The organism is Pontivivens insulae, assembly GCF_900302495.1.
In the GTDB taxonomy this organism is placed as follows: Bacteria; Pseudomonadota; Alphaproteobacteria; order Rhodobacterales; family Rhodobacteraceae; genus Pontivivens; species Pontivivens insulae.
Genome location: NZ_OMKW01000002.1, coordinates 164,349 through 182,111 on the forward strand (window position 1 = coordinate 164,349; position 17,763 = coordinate 182,111).

19 protein-coding genes are annotated in these 17,763 nt (G+C 60.3%); 12 read left to right on the forward strand and 7 right to left on the reverse strand.

All coding sequences use genetic code 11. The annotated features are described in order from the left end of the window. The first annotated feature begins 40 nt into the window (after positions 1-40). The 4 genes from POI8812_RS06175 (at position 41) to POI8812_RS06190 (ending at position 1,988) form a co-directional block, all read left to right on the forward strand. Entirely contained in the window at positions 41-397 is a 357-nt protein-coding gene (locus POI8812_RS06175; RefSeq protein WP_108781694.1) for an Mth938-like domain-containing protein, read from the forward strand. After that, positions 394-774, forward strand: a complete 381-nt coding sequence (locus POI8812_RS06180) for a hypothetical protein (RefSeq protein ID WP_108781695.1) — start codon at positions 394-396, stop codon at positions 772-774. Before POI8812_RS06175 ends, POI8812_RS06180 begins: the two co-directional genes overlap by 4 nt. An 89-nt stretch (positions 775-863) precedes the next feature. Continuing rightward, complete coding sequence (locus POI8812_RS06185) at positions 864-1,463, forward strand: superoxide dismutase (RefSeq protein ID WP_108781696.1); 600 nt, start codon at positions 864-866, stop codon at positions 1,461-1,463. A gap of 66 nt (positions 1,464-1,529) precedes the next feature. After that, positions 1,530-1,988, forward strand: coding sequence for a YdeI/OmpD-associated family protein (locus POI8812_RS06190; RefSeq protein WP_108781697.1), 459 nt, complete (start codon positions 1,530-1,532; stop codon positions 1,986-1,988). Here POI8812_RS06190 and POI8812_RS06195 read toward each other — a convergent pair. Continuing rightward, complete coding sequence (locus POI8812_RS06195) at positions 1,977-3,296, reverse strand: MATE family efflux transporter (RefSeq protein WP_108781698.1); 1,320 nt, start codon at positions 3,294-3,296, stop codon at positions 1,977-1,979. The two genes, POI8812_RS06190 and POI8812_RS06195, sit on opposite strands and share 12 nt — an antisense overlap. 116 nt (positions 3,297-3,412) lie before the next feature. On the opposite strand from POI8812_RS06195, the gene POI8812_RS06200 reads away from it, so the two are divergent. Genes POI8812_RS06200 through POI8812_RS06210 form a run of 3 tightly spaced genes read left to right on the forward strand, consistent with a single transcriptional unit; the run spans position 3,413 to position 4,885 of the window. Beyond that, on the forward strand, positions 3,413-3,934 hold the full coding sequence (locus tag POI8812_RS06200) for a hypothetical protein (RefSeq protein WP_108781699.1): 522 nt from the start codon (positions 3,413-3,415) through the stop codon (positions 3,932-3,934). After that, a complete protein-coding gene (locus POI8812_RS06205; protein ID WP_108781700.1) occupies positions 3,921-4,277 on the forward strand; it encodes a phage holin family protein in 357 nt (118 codons plus the stop codon). The genes POI8812_RS06200 and POI8812_RS06205 overlap by 14 nt, the downstream gene beginning before the upstream one ends. A gap of 44 nt (positions 4,278-4,321) precedes the next feature. Then, positions 4,322-4,885, forward strand: a complete 564-nt coding sequence (locus POI8812_RS06210) for a hypothetical protein (RefSeq protein ID WP_108781701.1) — start codon at positions 4,322-4,324, stop codon at positions 4,883-4,885. 37 nt (positions 4,886-4,922) lie between these two features. Here POI8812_RS06210 and POI8812_RS06215 read toward each other — a convergent pair whose 3' ends face one another. Further along, positions 4,923-5,828 carry a DMT family transporter gene (locus POI8812_RS06215; RefSeq protein ID WP_211310399.1) on the reverse strand — a complete coding sequence of 302 codons (906 nt, stop codon included), beginning with the start codon at positions 5,826-5,828 and terminating at the stop codon, positions 4,923-4,925. Further along, positions 5,825-7,231 carry an aminotransferase-like domain-containing protein gene (locus POI8812_RS06220; RefSeq protein WP_162844929.1) on the reverse strand — a complete coding sequence of 469 codons (1,407 nt, stop codon included), beginning with the start codon at positions 7,229-7,231 and terminating at the stop codon, positions 5,825-5,827. Before POI8812_RS06220 ends, POI8812_RS06215 begins: the two co-directional genes overlap by 4 nt. A 103-nt stretch (positions 7,232-7,334) precedes the next feature. Between POI8812_RS06220 and POI8812_RS06225 the strand changes: the two genes are divergently transcribed. From POI8812_RS06225 to serA, 3 genes are all read left to right on the forward strand, one after another. Beyond that, a complete protein-coding gene (locus POI8812_RS06225; RefSeq protein WP_162844930.1) occupies positions 7,335-7,532 on the forward strand; it encodes a DUF1127 domain-containing protein in 198 nt (65 codons plus the stop codon). Between the two features lie 259 nt (positions 7,533-7,791). Continuing rightward, complete coding sequence (locus POI8812_RS06230) at positions 7,792-8,958, forward strand: phosphoserine transaminase (protein WP_108781704.1); 1,167 nt, start codon at positions 7,792-7,794, stop codon at positions 8,956-8,958. A 154-nt stretch (positions 8,959-9,112) separates the two neighbouring features. Next, positions 9,113-10,708, forward strand: a complete 1,596-nt coding sequence (serA, locus tag POI8812_RS06235) for a phosphoglycerate dehydrogenase (RefSeq protein WP_108781705.1) — start codon at positions 9,113-9,115, stop codon at positions 10,706-10,708. 349 nt (positions 10,709-11,057) lie between these two features. Here the strand turns inward: serA and POI8812_RS06240 are convergent, their stop codons facing one another. Then, complete coding sequence (locus POI8812_RS06240) at positions 11,058-11,504, reverse strand: FKBP-type peptidyl-prolyl cis-trans isomerase (RefSeq protein ID WP_108781706.1); 447 nt, start codon at positions 11,502-11,504, stop codon at positions 11,058-11,060. Between the two features lie 122 nt (positions 11,505-11,626). Continuing rightward, positions 11,627-13,099 (reverse strand): DNA recombination protein RmuC, encoded by a 1,473-nt coding sequence (locus POI8812_RS06245; RefSeq protein ID WP_162844931.1) that lies wholly within the window; start codon positions 13,097-13,099, stop codon positions 11,627-11,629. A gap of 117 nt (positions 13,100-13,216) precedes the next feature. On the opposite strand from POI8812_RS06245, the gene POI8812_RS06250 reads away from it, so the two are divergent. Next, positions 13,217-14,509, forward strand: a complete 1,293-nt coding sequence (locus POI8812_RS06250; protein ID WP_108781708.1) for an adenylosuccinate synthase — start codon at positions 13,217-13,219, stop codon at positions 14,507-14,509. Between the two features lie 49 nt (positions 14,510-14,558). Here POI8812_RS06250 and POI8812_RS06255 read toward each other — a convergent pair whose 3' ends face one another. Continuing rightward, positions 14,559-15,650 carry a DUF6456 domain-containing protein gene (locus tag POI8812_RS06255; RefSeq protein ID WP_108781709.1) on the reverse strand — a complete coding sequence of 364 codons (1,092 nt, stop codon included), beginning with the start codon at positions 15,648-15,650 and terminating at the stop codon, positions 14,559-14,561. A gap of 192 nt (positions 15,651-15,842) precedes the next feature. Here POI8812_RS06255 and POI8812_RS06260 point away from each other — a divergent pair, with 192 nt between their 5' ends. After that, positions 15,843-16,046 carry a DUF6477 family protein gene (locus POI8812_RS06260; protein ID WP_108781710.1) on the forward strand — a complete coding sequence of 68 codons (204 nt, stop codon included), beginning with the start codon at positions 15,843-15,845 and terminating at the stop codon, positions 16,044-16,046. A gap of 2 nt (positions 16,047-16,048) precedes the next feature. Here POI8812_RS06260 and POI8812_RS06265 read toward each other — a convergent pair whose 3' ends face one another. Continuing rightward, a complete protein-coding gene (locus POI8812_RS06265) occupies positions 16,049-17,605 on the reverse strand; it encodes a trimethylamine methyltransferase family protein (RefSeq protein WP_108782491.1) in 1,557 nt (518 codons plus the stop codon). Positions 17,606-17,763 lie beyond the last annotated feature (158 nt).

Consider the following 17,763-nt stretch of genomic DNA (forward strand, 5'->3'; position numbering starts at 1 on the left):
CGTTCCGGGTTTGTATGGCGAAAGGTGAAGGGAGAGCGCAATGCGGCTCAACGAGATTCACTATGATGGCTCTAAACCCGTGGATGGTTACGGTCCGGGGTTCTTTCGCGTTGGTGGCAAGGTGATGGACGGCCATGTGGCCCTGTTGCCGAGTGGACCGGTTGTGTGGGACGGCTCCCCGGACGTCTTTGTCGCGGCAGCTTCAGAGATGGACGTGGTCCTTCTGGGGACGGGGGCAGATATCGACAATCCGCCGGAAGCGCTGGTGGAGGCGATGGAAGCTGCCGGTCTGGGGGTTGAGGTCATGTCCTCCCCGTCCGCTTGCAGAACCTATAACGTCTTGCTGGGCGAAGGGCGGCGCATTGGTGCGGCCTTGTTTGCGGTTGTCGAAAAATGATCTGCGCCTACTGCACGTCGCGTATCCCTGACGGCAGCATTCGGTGCGAGGCGTGCGGCGCGGCCCATCCGCAAGACCGGCGTGACGATGTCGTGCCGACAAAGGCCATCGGGTTTTGGCCTTGGGTTCTGGGTGCGTTGGGGCTGAGCGTTGGGTTCGCTCTCGTCGGTGGACTGGTTGAGCCGTCAGGCGACGATCAGCCGATCTGGTATGTCCTGCCACTGGTGTTGTGGGCGTTTTTGCTCGCCCCAGCCGTGCTGATCCGTCAGGCGATCCGAAGTGGGCGCGCGGCGGGGGGGCAGCTGTTGCTGAAACTCGCCCTCGCGGTGCTCTTATCGCCGGTTTGCTTCATTATTTCGTTCCTTGGAACGATCTGAGGGGTTTCCCATCCGTTAATTTGACTTACCTATCGGGGCAGGCGGGCCTTGGCCCGACTCTAGACCTGTCCAAATGAGGAGCAGCCGATATGGCCTTCGAACTTCCCGATCTTCCCTACGCGCATGATGCACTCGCCTCTAAGGGTATGAGCGCCGAGACGCTGGAATACCACCACGACCTGCACCACAACGCCTATGTCACCAACGGCAACAAGGCGATTGAAGGCACCGAGTGGGAGGGCAAGTCCCTCGAAGAGATCATCAAAGGCACCTACAATGCCGGTGCAGTTGCGCAGAAAGGGATCTTCAACAACATCTCCCAGCTGTGGAACCACAACCAGTTCTGGGAAATGATGGGTCCGGGCGACAGCGCGATGCCGTCCGAGCTGGAAGCGGCTCTTGTTGAGAATTTCGGCTCCGTTGACAATTTCAAGGATGAGTTCTCCGCCGCAGGTGCCGGACAGTTCGGCTCCGGCTGGGCGTGGCTTGTGAAGAACGCCGACGGCTCGCTGGCTGTCACGAAGACCGAAAACGGCGTGAACCCGCTCTGCTTCGATCAGACGGCTCTGCTGGGCTGTGATGTGTGGGAGCATTCCTACTACATCGACTTCCGCAACAAGCGTCCGGCCTACCTCACCAACTTCCTCGACAATCTGGTGAACTGGGAAAACGTCGCATCCCGTATGTGATGCCAGTTTGATCTGAAATCGAGAAGGGCGTCCGACCGGGCGCCCTTTTGCGCATCAGGAGGTGAGATGTCCGATTGGGTCGCATTTGAGGGTGAAATTGTGGCGATGGAGTGGGGTAATAGCACCTACACGGTGCTGCCGATCCCAGATGAGGTCATCGAGGATCCGGCCCTTGCCGATGCCCGAAGGGTTGAGGTGGAGTTGAACGATCATCCGTTCAACATGGCGCTGACCAAGGCTCCCCCGATTGAGCAGATCTTCGTCTATACAGGGAAGGATGTGCTTGCGCAGGCTGGCATCGCGCCGGGTGATCAGATTGACGTGCGCATGCGTCTTGCTGATCCCGATCAGGTCGATCTTCCTGATGATGTTGCCCGCGCCCTGATCGCTGCAGGGCTGTTGGAGGATTGGGAGGCCCTGTCCCCCGGCAAACGCCGGGGACTGTTGCATGGCGTGCAGTCGGCCAAACGGGCGGAAACGCGAGCGAAGCGGATCGCAAAATTGATCGAGGCGTTAGCGACCTAAGGCTGCACGTTCCAATGCGGGGTACTTTGCGCCCAAGGTGATGGCCCGGATGATGAAGAACAGCATCAGCGCCGCCCAGAGACCGTGATTGCCATAAGCCGGGATCAGCACGAGAAGGCTCGCTCCGAACAAAAGCGCTGACAGAAGCATCATGTTGCGCATGTCGCGCGTGCGCACCGCACCGATGAAAATTCCGTCCAACATGAAGCAGGGCAAGCCCAGCAAGGGGGCGGCGACCATCCACGGCAGGTAGGTGCGTGCAGCCTCCTGTACGGCGGTTGCCGTCGTCATCTGGCCGATAATCTCCTCTCCGGCGAAGGCGTAGGTCAGGCTCAATACGCCGACCATGACAAGCGCCCACAGGCTGGACAGAAGGGCCGCGCGGCGTAGCCGAGCCACATTGCCAGCACCAAATGCAGAGCCGACCAAAGCCTCTGCCGCAAAGGCAAACCCGTCCAGCGCATTGGCCGTGATGTAAAGGAATTGAAGCAAGATCTGATTGGCCGCGAGCGTGACATCGCTGAGCGCTGCTGCCTGAAAGGTGACGGAGATAAAGCAGATTTGCAAAAGGACCGAGCGGATCATGATGTCTGTGTTTGCCGCCATCATCGGAATGATACGCGCGCGATCCAGAACACGGCTTCGATCCCTCCATGCACCGGATCGAAACGCCTCCCGGCACAGCCAGAGCCCGAGCGCTGCGCCCGCCCATTCTGCGATCAGTGTGGCCAGTGCGGCCCCCCCGACACCCATATCGAGCCCGAGGACGAAAAGCAGGGTGAGTGCGATATTGCCGCCATTCATAGCCAATTGCAGAACGAGAACTGCGCGCGTCCGCTCCAATGCGATCAGCCAGCCGGTGAGCGCATAAATCGCAATGGCCGCAGGTGCGCCCCAGATGCGGATGGCGACATAGGTGCGGGCCAGGCCCTCTACCTCGGCACTCGCCGGTGACAATTTGAAGGCACCGATCATCAGGGGCACCTGCAGCGCGATGAGCGACACTCCCGCCACCCCGGCAATGAGCAAGGCACGAGACAAAAGCGCGTCGCGCTCATCCAGATCGCCGGACCCAGCTGCCTGCGCCACCATTCCGGTGGTTCCCATCCGCAGAAAGCCAAATATCCAGTAGACTGCTGTCAGGATCACCGCACCCACGGCGACAGCCCCGATTGGCGCGGCCGCGCCCAGCTGACCGACCGCAAATGTATCGACGAGGCCCATCAGAGGGACTGTCGCATTCGACAAGACGATCGGAAGCGCAATCCACAGAACGCGCCGGTGCGTGATGGGGCTTTCTTGCGCCATTTCGGGCCCTTTGCGGCTTTCTTGAAGAATGTGGAACGGTTTTGCACTGCCCGCCGTTCTTTCCCTAACGGCGCTACCTTTCGCCGAGACAGCTATTTTGAGCAAGGAGATTGAAAATGAGCGTTCAGGAAAACGTCAAAGACGAGTTGGCAGATAATGCCGAACACGCCAAGGAGACGGTGAAAGATCATGTCGTCTCTGCTGCTGAGACCGTTCAGAGCGATCTGAAAAGCAAGGCGGAAGTCGAAATGCAGCGCAGTGCCGGTGATGTCTCAGCCGTCGCTGATGCTGTACGCGTCGCGGGCGACGATCTGGCCGCCCGGGATCGGCACGCGGCCGCACGTCTTGCCAATGGCGCGGCATCATCGCTTGACGCGGTTGCGCGCGAACTCGATGGCAAATCCGTCGAAGATGTCGCCGATGCGGTTGCCTCTTTCGGGCGTCGCAACCCGCTTGCATTGATTGGCGGTGCAGCAGTCGCAGGCTTTTTCCTGGGGCGCTTCGTGACCGCCACGACACCTGGAGAGGACGACTACGCCGATGAGAGTGACGTCGCGCCCGCTGCTCCGGTCGCGACAGCATCCGGGCCGCGTCCGGTCGCTCCTATGACCGCCGGGGTGTCCAATGGCGTATCGTGAGCCAAAGCCCAGCCTGCCGACCCTCGCACAAGATACGGTCGAAACGGCATTAGCAGTCGTTGAAGCCGAGGTGCGGGTTGTGCGCGCACAGATTTCACAAGCCGTTTCGAAAGTGTCGAGCGGTGGCGGATTGATTGGCGCGGGTGCAGGGTTCGCACTCGTCGCGCTGATCCTGCTGGCACAAGGCATTTTTCACGCGCTGGCCATTGTTGTCGGACAGGCATTGTCCGGCCTGATCCTGGGCGTCGCATTCCTGCTGATCGGCGGCCTGCTGATCTGGGGTGGCCAAAAGCGGATCAAGGATGCGCAATTTGTGCCTGATCGCTATCGCGACGATGCATGAACCGGCTTCATTGAGCACAACTTTTATTTTTTTGGAGATTTGACATGGCATATGCCGAGACAGAACAAGAAAACTTGGAACGTGATGCTGATAGCAAGCGCGCCGCCTTAAAAAGTAAGGTGATGGAGCTGAAATCCTCGGTCCGTCCTTCCTCCTTTCCCGGCGTCCCGGAAGCAGGCGACGTGGCGCGTGCAGCCGGTGATGTGGCCCGCAAAGGCGGTGAGGTTGCCCGTGAAAATGGTCTGGGGCTTGCAGCCTTGGCGGCAGGCGCTGCCTTCTTTGCCGTCAAAGCGACATCGAAGCCTTCACCGCGGCGCCCTGCCAATATTGCGACCGGTGAAACGACCAGCCGTGACCGCGATCACGCGCAAAGCCTGACGAACCGTATCCGCCGTCAGCCGCTGGCGGCCGCCGCTATTGCCGTGGCGGGTGGTGCGCTCTTGGGCGCAATGCTACCGCGCACGCGGGCGGAGGATGAATTGGTTGGACCGTACCGTGATCGGATGCGGGATGATGCAATGGATAAAATGCGTGAGAAGCGTGATCAGGTGGCCTCAGCCGCGCGCGAGGGGCTGGAGACCGCAAAAGCCGATCTGCAAGAGAAATAAGAGTTTGCGGGGCGCTCTACACAGAGCGCCCCCCTTTTTATGGCCGTAGCCTTTGAAGGCGCGAGCGGCTGACAATCAGTCCCAGTGCAATCAGCCCGAGTGCTACGATGAAGCGGCCCGGAAGATCCTCGTTTAGAACTACGACGCCCAGAACGACGGCCCAGACCGGCACCTGATAATTGACTTGGGACAGGAATGACGGCCCCGCACTGCGGGTGACGGAGACGAGCATGACCGTCGCAAGCGCCGTGGGCAGAATCCCTAGATAGAGAACTGCGCCGCCCGAGATCAGACCGGGCAGGGCAGGCACACCTTCAACCATAAGCATGGTGGGCAGCATCACCACGGCCGCCAGAACAAGACCCGCCGCCGAATAGCCCAATAGGTCAACCGGCGGGCACAGGCGCGTGTTGATCGATCCAATTGCATAACAGGCTGATGCCGCCACGCAGGCAAACCGTGCGAGGCCGTCTCCACTGAAATTCAACTCATGCACACCTATCAGGATGACGACCCCGATGAAGCCGATCATGAACCCGGTCGCCTTGATCCCTGTCAGCCGCTCCCCCGGCACCATGAGATGTGCGAGGGGCAGCACAAGCAGCGGGACCGCGGCCATCGTGATCCCAGCAAATCCAGAACTGACGCTTTGCTGGGCCCAGCTGAGCAGGGCGAAGGGGATCGCGTTTGTGAACAGCGCCATGACAAGACAATGTGCCCAAATCCGCGGGCCATGCGGTGCGTTCCATTTTGGCAGACCGCTGCCACGCCCAATTGCAATTGCCGTCAGCAAAACAGCGGCCAGCGTGATCCGCGCAGTGGCAAGTGTAATGGGGTCGAGGTCGCGCAACGCAAGCTCGACCCCCAGAAAGCTGCCGCCCCAGATCAGGCCAAGCAATCCCAGATAGATCCAATCGCGTGGCGTGGGCTGTGGCGCCGTCACGTCAGCATCTCCACCGGAGGCTGCGCCAGAACGCGGTCAATGCGACGCAAGCAGTCCTCATAGACCGCATCGCTCAACCCCATACCCAGTGCGATCCGCACCTTATTCGGAACGTCGTGACCTGGCAGGACATAGGCTCCGGCTGTCGCAATTCGGATATGCTCATCCCGGCAGGCCCTGTCGAATGAGGCGACATGCCAGTCTTCGGGCAGCTCCAACCAACAGAAATTTGCGCCTTTTGCCGTTCGAATGCCCCAGCGCCCCAGCCACTTGCGGGTCATCGCAATGCGGGCGTCCAGATGCTCGCTGGCTTTCTTTCGAATGTCGTCAGCCTCGCCAGAGCGGATGAGCTGCGTCACGCTCTGACCGATCAGGGATGAAACGCGATAGTTCATCGCCTGCACAATCCCTTGGCCCACGGCGCCGCGGCCCGGCGGCGTGACGAGCACTCCGAAGCGAAGGCCTGCGGCCACACATTTTGACAGCGAGGTCGCGTACCATGTCCGCTCCGGGCAGAAGGACGGGAAACTTGGCGGGCGTTCTTCCATCAGCCAGCCATAGACGTCGTCTTCGACGATCTGAAGATCATGGGTGCGGGCAATGTCTGCGATGGCTTGCCGGCGCGCCTCACTCATCGTGATGAGGGTTGGATTGTGCAGGTTGGCAGTGACGAGGATTGCCTGAGGCCGTGCGATGCGGCAGGCCTCCTCAATCGCGACGGGGTTCAATCCATCATTGTCACTCGCAACCGGGTACAATTCCACCCCGGCCAGCTTTGCCGCCTGTTGGAAGCCGGGATAGACCAGTTCTGATACAAGCATCACAGGATGCTGACCTGACAGGCTTGCCATCATTGCAATCAACACAGCCTGTTGCGTGCCGTAGGTCGGAATGACGTCTGCCGCAGCGCCGGGCACGCCCCCGGAATGCAGCCAATCGCTCATCGTTTCGCGAACGCTCAGATCATTGGCGGCGCGGGTGTAGTCGTCGAGCACTGTGGCTCCGCTTTCCATGGCACGGCGGATGGCAGCCTCAATGATGCCTTCCTGTCCGATCATGGGGGAGCGGGAGTTGCGAAGGTCGATCTCGTCCTGCCCGGCCTGAAAAGTAAGTGGATGCAAGGGGATAAGCCGCCCTGTTTCCCGCCGGTCCCGCACGAAAGTGCCCTGACCGACATTTGCGCGCAGGGCACCCGCATCCGTCGCTTCGCGATAGGCTCGCGCGACTGTTCCCGGTGTCACACCGATTTCCCAGGCCATTTCCCGGACGGGCGGAAGTTTCACACCCGGTGCGAGCGCCCCGGTACGGATCGCGTCATCAATCGCTCCGGCGAGGGCGCGATATTTCGGTCCAGGCTGCTCTTCCAGAGGAGGGACCCAGCTTGTGTCAAATCTTGTGCCCATGACAAAACTCCAATGGCAATCCGGATGTCGTGTTTGTATGCCTATCAGGGCGACACAATGGCGCACAAATAGGTTTTTGTAGTGATACAATGCGGAGGACATGATGCAGATCACCCTGACCCTCACCCTTCCCGATCTCCCCAAGCGGGGCGTCGCAGCATTGCTCAAGACATGGACTGTGCGTGCGCGCTCTCGCCGTCATCTGGCGCGATTGGAGCCTCATATTCTGCGCGACATCGGTCTGACCGATTTTGAGGCGCGAACGGAAGCGCAGCGGCCCTTCTGGTTTGAACAGCGATAACCATCCCTCTTCCCGATTGATGGTTAGACTTGCCCCGCCGCCTTTCGTGCTGCGGGGTCTTTTTCGTCTCTAGTCCAAACATTCAAGGTTTCGCGGAGTTTCCGTTTGGAAACGCGCGCGCGACCCTCGGTGGCGCGAAACCGACATTTTCCCGGTTGACCCTTCCCGCATGCGCTCATAGCAAGGCTGCGGGCAGGTCGTCGGGTTAAGGGCGAGCGGCGGCAGGCTCAGCAATTTCGCCCCGACGATGGAGCCGTCCATGAGCCTCCCACAAACGCCGCAGGTGAAGCCTGCGCGTCCCGAATTTTCTTCCGGTCCCTGTCCCAAGCGCCCCGGCTGGTCTGCCGAAGCTGTCGCGAGCCGCTATTTCGCAGGCCGCTCACACCGCGCTGCTGGACCAAAGGCACAGATTGCCGACGTGATCACCAAGATGGCCGATCTGCTGGATGTGCCGGTGGGTTACCGCGTCGGCATCGTTCCCGCGTCCGACACAGGCGCCTATGAGATGGCCATGTGGTCCATGCTGGGTGCGCGCCCGGTCGACATGCTTGTGTGGGAAAGCTTCGGCAAGGGCTGGGCAACAGATGCGACCAAGCAGCTGAAGCTTGATGATTGTCACGTGATCGAAGCCGCTTATGGTGAGCTGCCTGATTTCACCCAAGTCCGCATGGATGCTGACATTTGCTTCACGCAGAATGGCACGACCTCTGGCGCGCGCATTCCGAATTTTGACTGGATCGCCGCGGATCGCGAGGGTCTCACCTTCGTTGATGCGACCTCGGCTGTTTTTGCGCAGCCTGTCGACTGGGCCAAGGTCGATGTGCTCACGTTTTCCTGGCAGAAGGTGCTGGGCGGGGAGGGGGCGCATGGCGTGCTGATCCTGTCTCCGCGTGCAGTGGAGCGGCTTGAGAGCTACACGCCAGATCGCCCGTTGCCCAAGATCTTCCGCATGACCAAAGGCGGCAAGTTGATCGAGGGTATTTTCACCGGTGCGACGATCAACACGCCGTCCATGTGGGCGATTGCGGACGCGGCTGACGCTCTGAACTGGATTGAAGAAATTGGTGGCAGCGCCAAGGCCATGGAGCGTGCAAATGCCAATGCGGCGGCGCTGCAAGGTTGGGTCGACGCAACGGATTGGGTCGAGAACCTGGTGCCGAATGCGGCGGAGCGGTCAAACACCTCTGTCTGCCTCAAGATCGTGGACCCTGCGATTGCTGCGCTCGACGACGATGCACAGAAAGCCTTCGTGAAGAAGATGGTTAAGCTGCTGGACGCTGAAGATGTGGCGTACGACATCAACGGCTACCGCGATGCCCCGGCTGGCTTGCGCATCTGGTGTGGAGCGACCGTGGACACTGCCGATATCGAGGCGCTGACCCCCTGGCTCGACCATGCATTCGCCGTCGCGAAGGCGGACCTCTAAGCGCAACACGCCCCGGACGTGATCCTGGGCTGCGTTGAACAGAGCGCTCCCGGCTCAAGGCCGGAACATCCCAAAACACGCTCCGGACGTCGATCCGGGGCCGCCCCAATCATACCGATCCCGGAAGTAGGCCGGGAAACCGAAGGACAACAACATGCCTAAAGTTCTTATCTCCGACAAGCTCTCGGAAGCCGCCGTTCAGATTTTCAAGGAAAACGGCGTTGAGGTCGATTTCCAGCCCGGTCTTGGAAAGGATCCGGCGAAGCTCGCGGAAATCATCGGTGACTATGATGGCCTTGCCATTCGTTCGGCTACGAAAGCCACGGCGGACCTGATTGCAAAAGCCGACAATCTGAAGGTCATTGGCCGCGCCGGTATCGGTGTGGACAACGTCGATTTGCCAGCGGCGTCCGCTAAGGGCATCGTCGTGATGAACACGCCCTTCGGAAATTCGATCACCACCGCAGAGCACGCCATCGCGATGATGTTCGCGGTTGCCCGTCAGATCCCGGAAGCCGACGCCTCCACCCGTGCGGGCAAGTGGGAGAAGTCGAAGTTCATGGGTGCGGAAATCACCCGTAAGACCCTCGGTCTGATCGGTTGCGGCAATATCGGGTCCATCGTGGCCGATCGCGCGCTTGGCCTGAAGATGAAGGTTGTCGCCTTCGACCCGTTCCTGTCGACGGAACGTGCAGCCAAGCTGGGTGTCACGAAAGTCGAGACGATTGAAGAGCTGCTGCCCGTCGCCGATTTCGTGACGTTGCATCTGCCCAAGACGGAAAAAACCGCCAATCTGCTGAACGCTGAACGTGTGAAGTTGATGAAAAAGGGCGCCCGTCTCGTGAACTGCGCACGCGGTGGTCTGGTCGATGAACAGGCCGTGGCTGACGCCTTGAAGGCCGGCGATCTGGCCGGTGCCGCGTTCGACGTCTTCGCGGTTGAGCCTGCGACGGAAAACCCACTTTTCGACGCGCCCAACGTTGTCTGCACGCCGCATCTTGGTGCGGCCACGACCGAAGCGCAGGAAAATGTTGCGCTGCAAGTGGCTGAGCAGATGAGCGACTATCTGATGAAGGGCGCAATCTCTAACGCGATCAACGCACCGTCCGTCACGGCGGAGGAAGCACCGATCCTGAAGCCGTGGATCGAGCTGTCCGAGATGCTGGGCGGTTTCGCGGGTCAGGTGACAGAGAGTGCGATCACCGAGATTGAGATCGAGTTCGTCGGCAAGGTCGGTAAGCTGAACCTGACCCCGCTCGTCTCGGCCCTCACCGCCAGCCTGATGAAGCCGCTGGTCGGTGAAGGCGGCGTCAACATGGTCTCTGCCCCCATCGTGGCGCGGGAGCGTGGCGTGAAGATCACCGAGACGCGCAAGGATGAGCAGGGGGCCTATGGCTCCTATATCCGCCTGATCGTCACGACGGAGAGCCAGACGCGCTCTGTCGCGGGAACCGTCTTCTCGGACAACAAGCCGCGTTTCATCCAGATCAAGGGGATCGGGCTGGAGGCTGAGCCACAGCGCTTCATGCTCTACACCACCAACACTGATGAGCCGGGATATATTGGTGCGCTGGGCATGAAGCTGGGCGATCTCGATGTGAACATCGCGACCTTTGCGCTCGGCCGTGCGGCCAAGGATGGTGAGGCAATTGCTCTTCTGGGGGTGGATGCTGAGTTGTCTGACGAGACCGTTGCCCAGATCGCGGCCCTGCCACAGGTGACACAGGCCAAGGCGCTGCGCTTCAACTAAGCCATATAAGTCTGAAAATTTTAACGCCCCGGTGGATCACCCGCCGGGGCGTTTTTGCGGCTTTCAGTGTTTTATGTTGGCATTCTGGTCGCATTCACGCCCACACTCCACGCGAAAGAGGTTGAACGGTTCGAGAGAGCGATTGCCACGGTCGACTGATCTCTCAAAGCTATCGCTACGTTTGAAAAGGCGTTGTCTTGCATTTGCAGGATCTGCTGCAAGAAAGACGGATGTTGAATTGCGCAAAAAGAAAGCCACCCCGGCTTGGAGTGGCTTTCAAATGTCAGCGTCGGGAAACCCTTGGCTCACAGGGGTGTGCCATACCAACGGCACGCGCTGGTGAAAGGTTTCACTCCTGCGATTTATTGAGGTCGACGATTTCCCACTCATAGGTCAGGTTCTTCCCGGCCAGCGGGTGATTTCCATCCAGCACGACCTTGCCGTCGGCGTCATTCAGCACCGTGAAAATGACGAACTTGCCGTTCGGCCTGCGCCCCCGAATCTTCTGACCCTGTTCCAGCGGGCCATCGCCCGGCAGTTGGTCACGATCAACGATTGTGATCTTGTTTGAGTCAAACTCCCCGAACCCTTCCTCCGCAGTCAGTGTGACCGTATCGCGGTCCCCGACAGCACGTCCGGCGAGCCGCTTGTCGAGGCCGGGCACGACCTCCCCCTTGCCCAGGGTGAATTTGACAGGGTCCTTACCGACAGAACTGTCGAACTGTTTCCCGTCCTCCAGCTTGCCGGTGTAGTGCAGGGCGATCTTGTCCCCCGGTGCGGCCTTCTCGTCGCTCATCGGCCCGTTCCCCCGAATTGATGTCTCTCTCCAAGGATGGGAGGATAGCTGCCGGAGTCCGTCTTGGAAATGTTGGATGCCTCCGGCGGGGATATTTTTGCCAAGAAGAAGGCGAAATGCACTCAATCCTCGGACCGCAACTCCGGTGCGGTCAGCTGACGGACATCGGCATCCAGCGGGTCGAGCGTGCCGATCTGATCGCCGCTTGGCGCGATGGACAGGCCTTCAAATTTGCGGGCCTGTGGCAGCACACGCGCCTCGGTCGTGGCAACGGTCGCATTATAGTCGCGCACGGTGTTGCTGATCGACTTGCCAAGCTTTTCGAGCTTTTCGCCAAGTCCGCTGAGCCGCTTATAGAGTTCCTGTGCAAGATCGGTTGCGGCCTGTGCGTTCTCACTCATCCGTTCCTGCTGCCAGCCATAGGCAACTGATTTCAGCAGGGCGATCAGGGTGGTTGGCGTCGCGACAATCACCTTGCTGCGGATGGCATCCTCAAACAGTGTCGGATCCTCGCTGAGCGCTGCGGAATAGAAGGCCTCGCCAGGTATGAACATGACCACGAAATCAGGGGAGCCTGCGACCACGTCGAAATAGCTCTTTTGGGCCAAGCCCTTCATTTGAGCACGCAGCTGGCGGGCGTGATGGGCGAGTGAGGCGGCCTTGTCCGGTCCATCTTCCAGTCCAGCCGCGGTCAGGAAGGCGTCAAGCGGGGTCTTTGCATCAATGACGATGCGTTTGCCGCCGGGCAGGTTGACCGTCGCATCCGGGCGCAACCGTCCTTTGTCCGTCGCGACGGATTGTTCCATATGGAAATCGACATGATCGACCATGCCTGCCATTTCAACCACTTGCCGAAGCTGAAATTCCCCCCAGTTGCCCCGCGTCTTGGGCGCCCGCAGCGCGGTGACGAGGCGATTGGTTTCGCTGGTCAGCCTTGCCTGTCCCTCTGCCAATGAGGTCACTTGCTGTCGGATCGTCGCATAGGCGTTTTCGCGTGCTTTCTCCAGTTCGCGGGTTTGTGCCTCGAACTTACCGAGATTTTCCTTGATGGGTTGAAGCAAGGTGGAAATGTCGGCCTGACGCTTCCCAAGATCCGCATCCGCCGCCTGTTTGTGCTTTTCAAAGCGCTCGGTAACAGCATTCAAGAACCGGTCGGCATTCCCATCGAGCGCCTTGCGCGCCAGTGTGTCGAATTGAGTCTCGAGCATTTTTTGTGCGCCGCGCAGCTCCTCTACCCTTGCGGTGTGGTTTTCCCGCTCGGATTTCAAAGAGGCGGAAAGGGCCGCGACGGTTTGCTGTGCGTCGGCCAGTGCTTCTTCCCGCTCGTTGAGCCGGTCACGGTAATCCTCTGCAAGCGCGGCGCGCTCTGTCATTTGGGCCAACTCTATCTGCTGGGTCTGTCTCGCGGCGGCCTCAGTCGCTGCGGCGTCGCGATGCGCGGCGGATTCGGCATGCAGTTGGGTGATCTGGGCGCGCAGGGCCCGCACTGTCGCGATCCCACGCAGCATCCAGCCAAGCGCCAGAGCGAGCAGCGCGATCACCCACCACTCTGTCAGAATCGGATATTGGGCAAGCAGCGCCGCGATCTGGTCCATGGAATACTCCTTTGGTGGGACCATAGCGTGAACGTTGCCCCGCGTCCCGACGATTTTGAGGTTTCGCGCACGAAACCAGACGGCTATACCGCCTGCGGACCAATCGAGGAGAGATCTATGGCCAATGTCGTCGTGATGGGTGCCCAGTGGGGTGATGAGGGCAAGGGCAAGATCGTCGATTGGCTGTCTGAACGGGCAGATGTCATCGCCCGGTTCCAGGGTGGTCACAATGCTGGGCATACCCTTGTGATTGACGGCAACGTTTTCAAGCTGTCGCTTCTGCCATCGGGCATCTTGCGTGAAGGCAAGCTGGGTGTGATTGGCAATGGCGTCGTACTCGACCCTTGGGCGCTGAAGGGCGAGATTGAAAAGATCGAGGGGCAGGGCGTTTCCGTCGGCACGCACAACTTGATGATCGCGGAAAACACGCCGTTGATCCTGCCGGTGCATCAGGACCTCGACAAAATGCGGGAAGAGGCCGCAGGCAAAGCCAAGATCGGGACGACCGGTCGTGGCATCGGCCCGGCCTATGAGGACAAGGTTGGCCGCCGCACGGTCCGTGTTGCGGATCTGGCGGATGAAGAGACGTTGGACGCGCGCCTTGACCGACTGCTCGCCCATCACGATGCGCTGCGGACCGGGCTGGGGGCTGAGGCCATTGATCGCGCGGCCCTCAAAGCCAAGCTGATGGAAATTGCGCCTTTCATTCTGCAATTCGCGGCCCCTGTTTGGAAGGTGTTGGCGGAGAAGCGAAAGGCGGGCAAACGTATTCTCTTTGAGGGGGCGCAAGGTGCGCTGCTCGACATCGACTTTGGGACCTATCCTTACGTGACCTCGTCGAACACGATGGCCGGTATGGCCTCCACCGGGACGGGTATGGGGCCGGGCGGGATCGGGTTTGTTCTGGGGATTGTGAAGGCTTACACCACCCGCGTGGGTGAGGGACCCTTCCCGTGTGAATTGGACGACGAGATCGGGCATCACCTGGCAACGGTCGGACATGAAAAGGGCACCGTCACCGGACGTGACCGCCGCTGCGGCTGGTTTGATGCCGTGCTTGTACGTCAGACCTGCACCGTTGGAGGTGTGACCGGGATCGCGCTGACCAAGCTCGATGTTCTCGACGGCCTCGATGAGCTGAAGATCTGTACTGGTTATATGCTCGACGGGCAGAAGATTGATCATTTGCCGACGGCAGCAGCTCAACAGGCACGGGTTGAACCGATTTACGAGACGATGCCGGGCTGGACGGGGTCGACGGGCGGTGCCCGCTCCTGGGCCGAGCTACCGGCGGAGGCGATCAAATATGTTCGGCGGATTGAAGAGTTGATTGGCTGCCCGGTGGCCCTTTTGTCCACATCGCCAGAGCGGGATGATACGATCCTTGTCACCGACCCCTTCTCGGATTGATTAAAGACGGGTGGCGCCCCGGTGTTCGTCCGGGGCGTCGCCTCAGCTACTATGCGGCGCGCAGCCCATAATGCTTTGCCAGCCGGGCAAGTGCGATCTTCAGGACCACCTTTCCTGAGCGGGCGGACCACCCCATACGCCGCTCGGCCGTTTCCAACCCTTCCAGAAAACAGCAGCACCGCATCGCGATGTCGGCTAGGCCGGGGCCAAGGGCCGAAAAGGCATTGGTAACACGGTCACGCGCATCCTGTGGCCCGGCCATGCGGTCTCCGGCAATGCCTGTCCCATGGTCGGAGGGAACAAGAAACCGTTCCCAGTTTTGGGCCACTTTCGGTCCCATCTGGGCGCGCTCGAACTCCTCCCGCAGCCGCTCGCCAGCTTCCAGTTCTTCTGGTGCGAGGAACGGTCGCCCGGACTTGTCTTTTCTGCGGGCAAGGGCAGCGAGTGGGCTTTCAGCGAGGTTGACGCGGATGGGCAGGGGTCCGTCCTGCCCCATTACGTTCCGCGTGCCTTCAACCTGATGTTGAGCAGCAAAGGGTGTCGAGGCGTGTTCATCACGCTTCGCGGCCTGATCCGCTGCGAGGATACGAGCAAGCGCCGAGGCCCCGGCAGTGGTGAGCGTATACCGCATTACTTTCCCACTTGCTGCGACCGAGATCCAGTCGCGCAGCAAGAACGCTTCAGCCACGATTGTTGGGCATGTCGCAGTTCGGGTCAGCTGACCGGCATTACCCTTGCGAAAGATGACGGCCTTTTCCATTCCGCGCGTGACGGCGAGGAATGCGCCTTTTTCAGAGAGGCGGCGCAGGATGCGGCGGGCCTCACGCTCAACTTGGCTGTCGGTCAACGTATCGCGCGTCAGTGCTGCGGTGGTCATGGCGAGGATATCCTTTCCCCCCGTCTCAGCAGTGAGATCAGCCCGATCGAGTGATCGCGCGGCCCGGTCGAGGGCCGTGTCGAGCAATGGATCGTCTCGCAATCCCTCCACCTGTCGGGCTGCACGCGAGATTGTTGAGGCGTGACAGGCCAGTTTGGCGGCTAGGAACCTTAACGAAAGGCCCAGGCCAACATGGGCAAGGTAGAGCGAGAACCGACGTGACGCACAGAAAGACACGCCAGTGGATTTGGCTGAAAATTGCATAGAAACAGAGGCTTAAAAATGTATGGGGTTTGAAAAGTTGAAAAAGAAACCGCGATAATTGCGGCTTCATTAGGGTTAACGGGCGAATCTTTCACAAAGGTTAACGTGCAGCGCGCGCCGCTCTGCTGAATTGCGCAACACCGGCGCGGAGGCGCGCAATCTGGGCGCAAATCACATCAGAAAGGATTTGCTATGCGCCGCCCGAAACTGCTGATCGCCGCTGCCCGAGAGGCCGCATCCCGCATGCGGAACCGACAGGGTCTATCTCTCGATATGCTGGAAGAGCGGGAAGAGCATCTCAACATCTCACGCCGTGCGCGAGCTGCTGACTATGATGTTGTTCAACATGTGGAGGTCTTGGCCCGGCTTTTGGTCGCGCGCCGGGCCAAAGCCTGAGATCAGCCGAATGCGTCTGGTTCGCTTGCCTTGCGTCGTGCGACGTAGCCTGCAAGCTCTTCGGCAATACCTGGGTCGATCTTGGGGGCGATATATTCGTTCATCATTTTGTTGACGCGCGCGCGCGCCAGCGCCATCGAGTCAGGCGCCCCCTCATCGGCCCAGGTTTCGTAGGGGCGATAGTCGAGCACTTCAGAGCGCCAGAACGCGTCCTTAAAGTTGGCTTGGGTGTGCGCGCAGCCCAGATAATGCCCACCCGGACCAACTTCCCGGATCGCGTCCATTGCCTGCCCGTTTTCGGAGATGTCCACGCCCGCCGCAACGGAATGGAGGATCCCAAGCTGGTCTGCGTCGAGCACGAATTTCTCGAACGAGGCGACGAGACCACCCTCCAGCCAGCCGCACGAATGCAACATGAAATTGACGCCGCCCAACAGGGCCGCATTCAGTGTATTTGCGGTTTCGTAAGCGGCTTGCGCATCCGGCAATTTCGACCCGCACAGGCCGCCACCCGAACGGAAGGGCAGGTTCAGCCTGCGGGCAAGCTGACCCGCGCCATAGAGAATCTTCGACGCTTCCGGCGTTCCGAATGTAGGTGCGCCTGAGTTCATGTCGATTGAGGTCACGAAGGCGCCAAAGATCACCGGCGCGCCGGGGCGGATCAGCTGAGAATAGGCAATCCCTGCTAGCGCTTCGGCGAGGACCTGCGTCAGCGTTCCCGCGACCGAGACCGGGGCCATCGCTCCACCCACGATGAAGGGGGAGACGATGCAGGCTTGCATGTTCGCGGCATAGACTTCGAGCGCACCCATCATCGTCGCATCGAATGTGAGCGGCGAGTTGATGTTGATCAGCGAGGTCATGTGCGGCGCTTCGGTCGCCTTCTCTCCGAACAGGATCTTGCACATTTCGACACTGTCGACGGCCCGTTCGGGTTCCGTCACGGAGCCCATGAACGGTTTGTCGCTGAGCGTCATATGCGCTTCGAGCATATCGAGGTGACGTTTGTTGACGGCAACATCTGTCGGTTCGCACACCGTGCCGCCGGAATGGTGCACCCATTTCGACATGTAGCCCAGTTTCACGAAGGTGCGGAAATCCTCCATCGTGGCATAGCGGCGGTTGCCGTCGAGGTCGCGAACGAAGGGCGGGCCATAGACCGGGGCAAGGACAAGATTGCGGCCGCCAATCTCTACATTCCGCTCGGGGTTGCGTGCATGCTGTGTGAACTGGGAAGGTGCTGTGGCGCAAAGCTTGCGGGCAAGGCCACGGGGGATGCGCACACGCTCTCCCTGTACGTCTGCGCCAGCGTCACGCCAGCGGTCGAGCGCGGCGGGGTTGTCAACGAATGCGACGCCGACTTCCTCAAGAATCGTTTCGGCATTGTACTCGATAATTTCGATCGCCTCGGGCGTAAGAACCTCGAAATCGGGTATGTTACGGGTGATGTAACGCGCTGCTTCGATCTTGGGGGCTGTGCGCTCAGCCCGTCGGGCTGCGCCGCCCCCGCCGCGTCGTCCGCGCGCCGCGCGCGGGGCTGCTTCCTGAACATCCGCCATTGATATCTCCACGCCATGCAGGTTTTCCAATGACAGTAGCGCTCCGTCGGTGGTGCTTCGGCGGCATTCCCGCCCCTCCTTGGCGCGGATGCGACACACCCCTGTCGCGAGCAACTTGTTTTTGACCTCCGAAAATCTCGTGCCATTTTCCAAGCTGA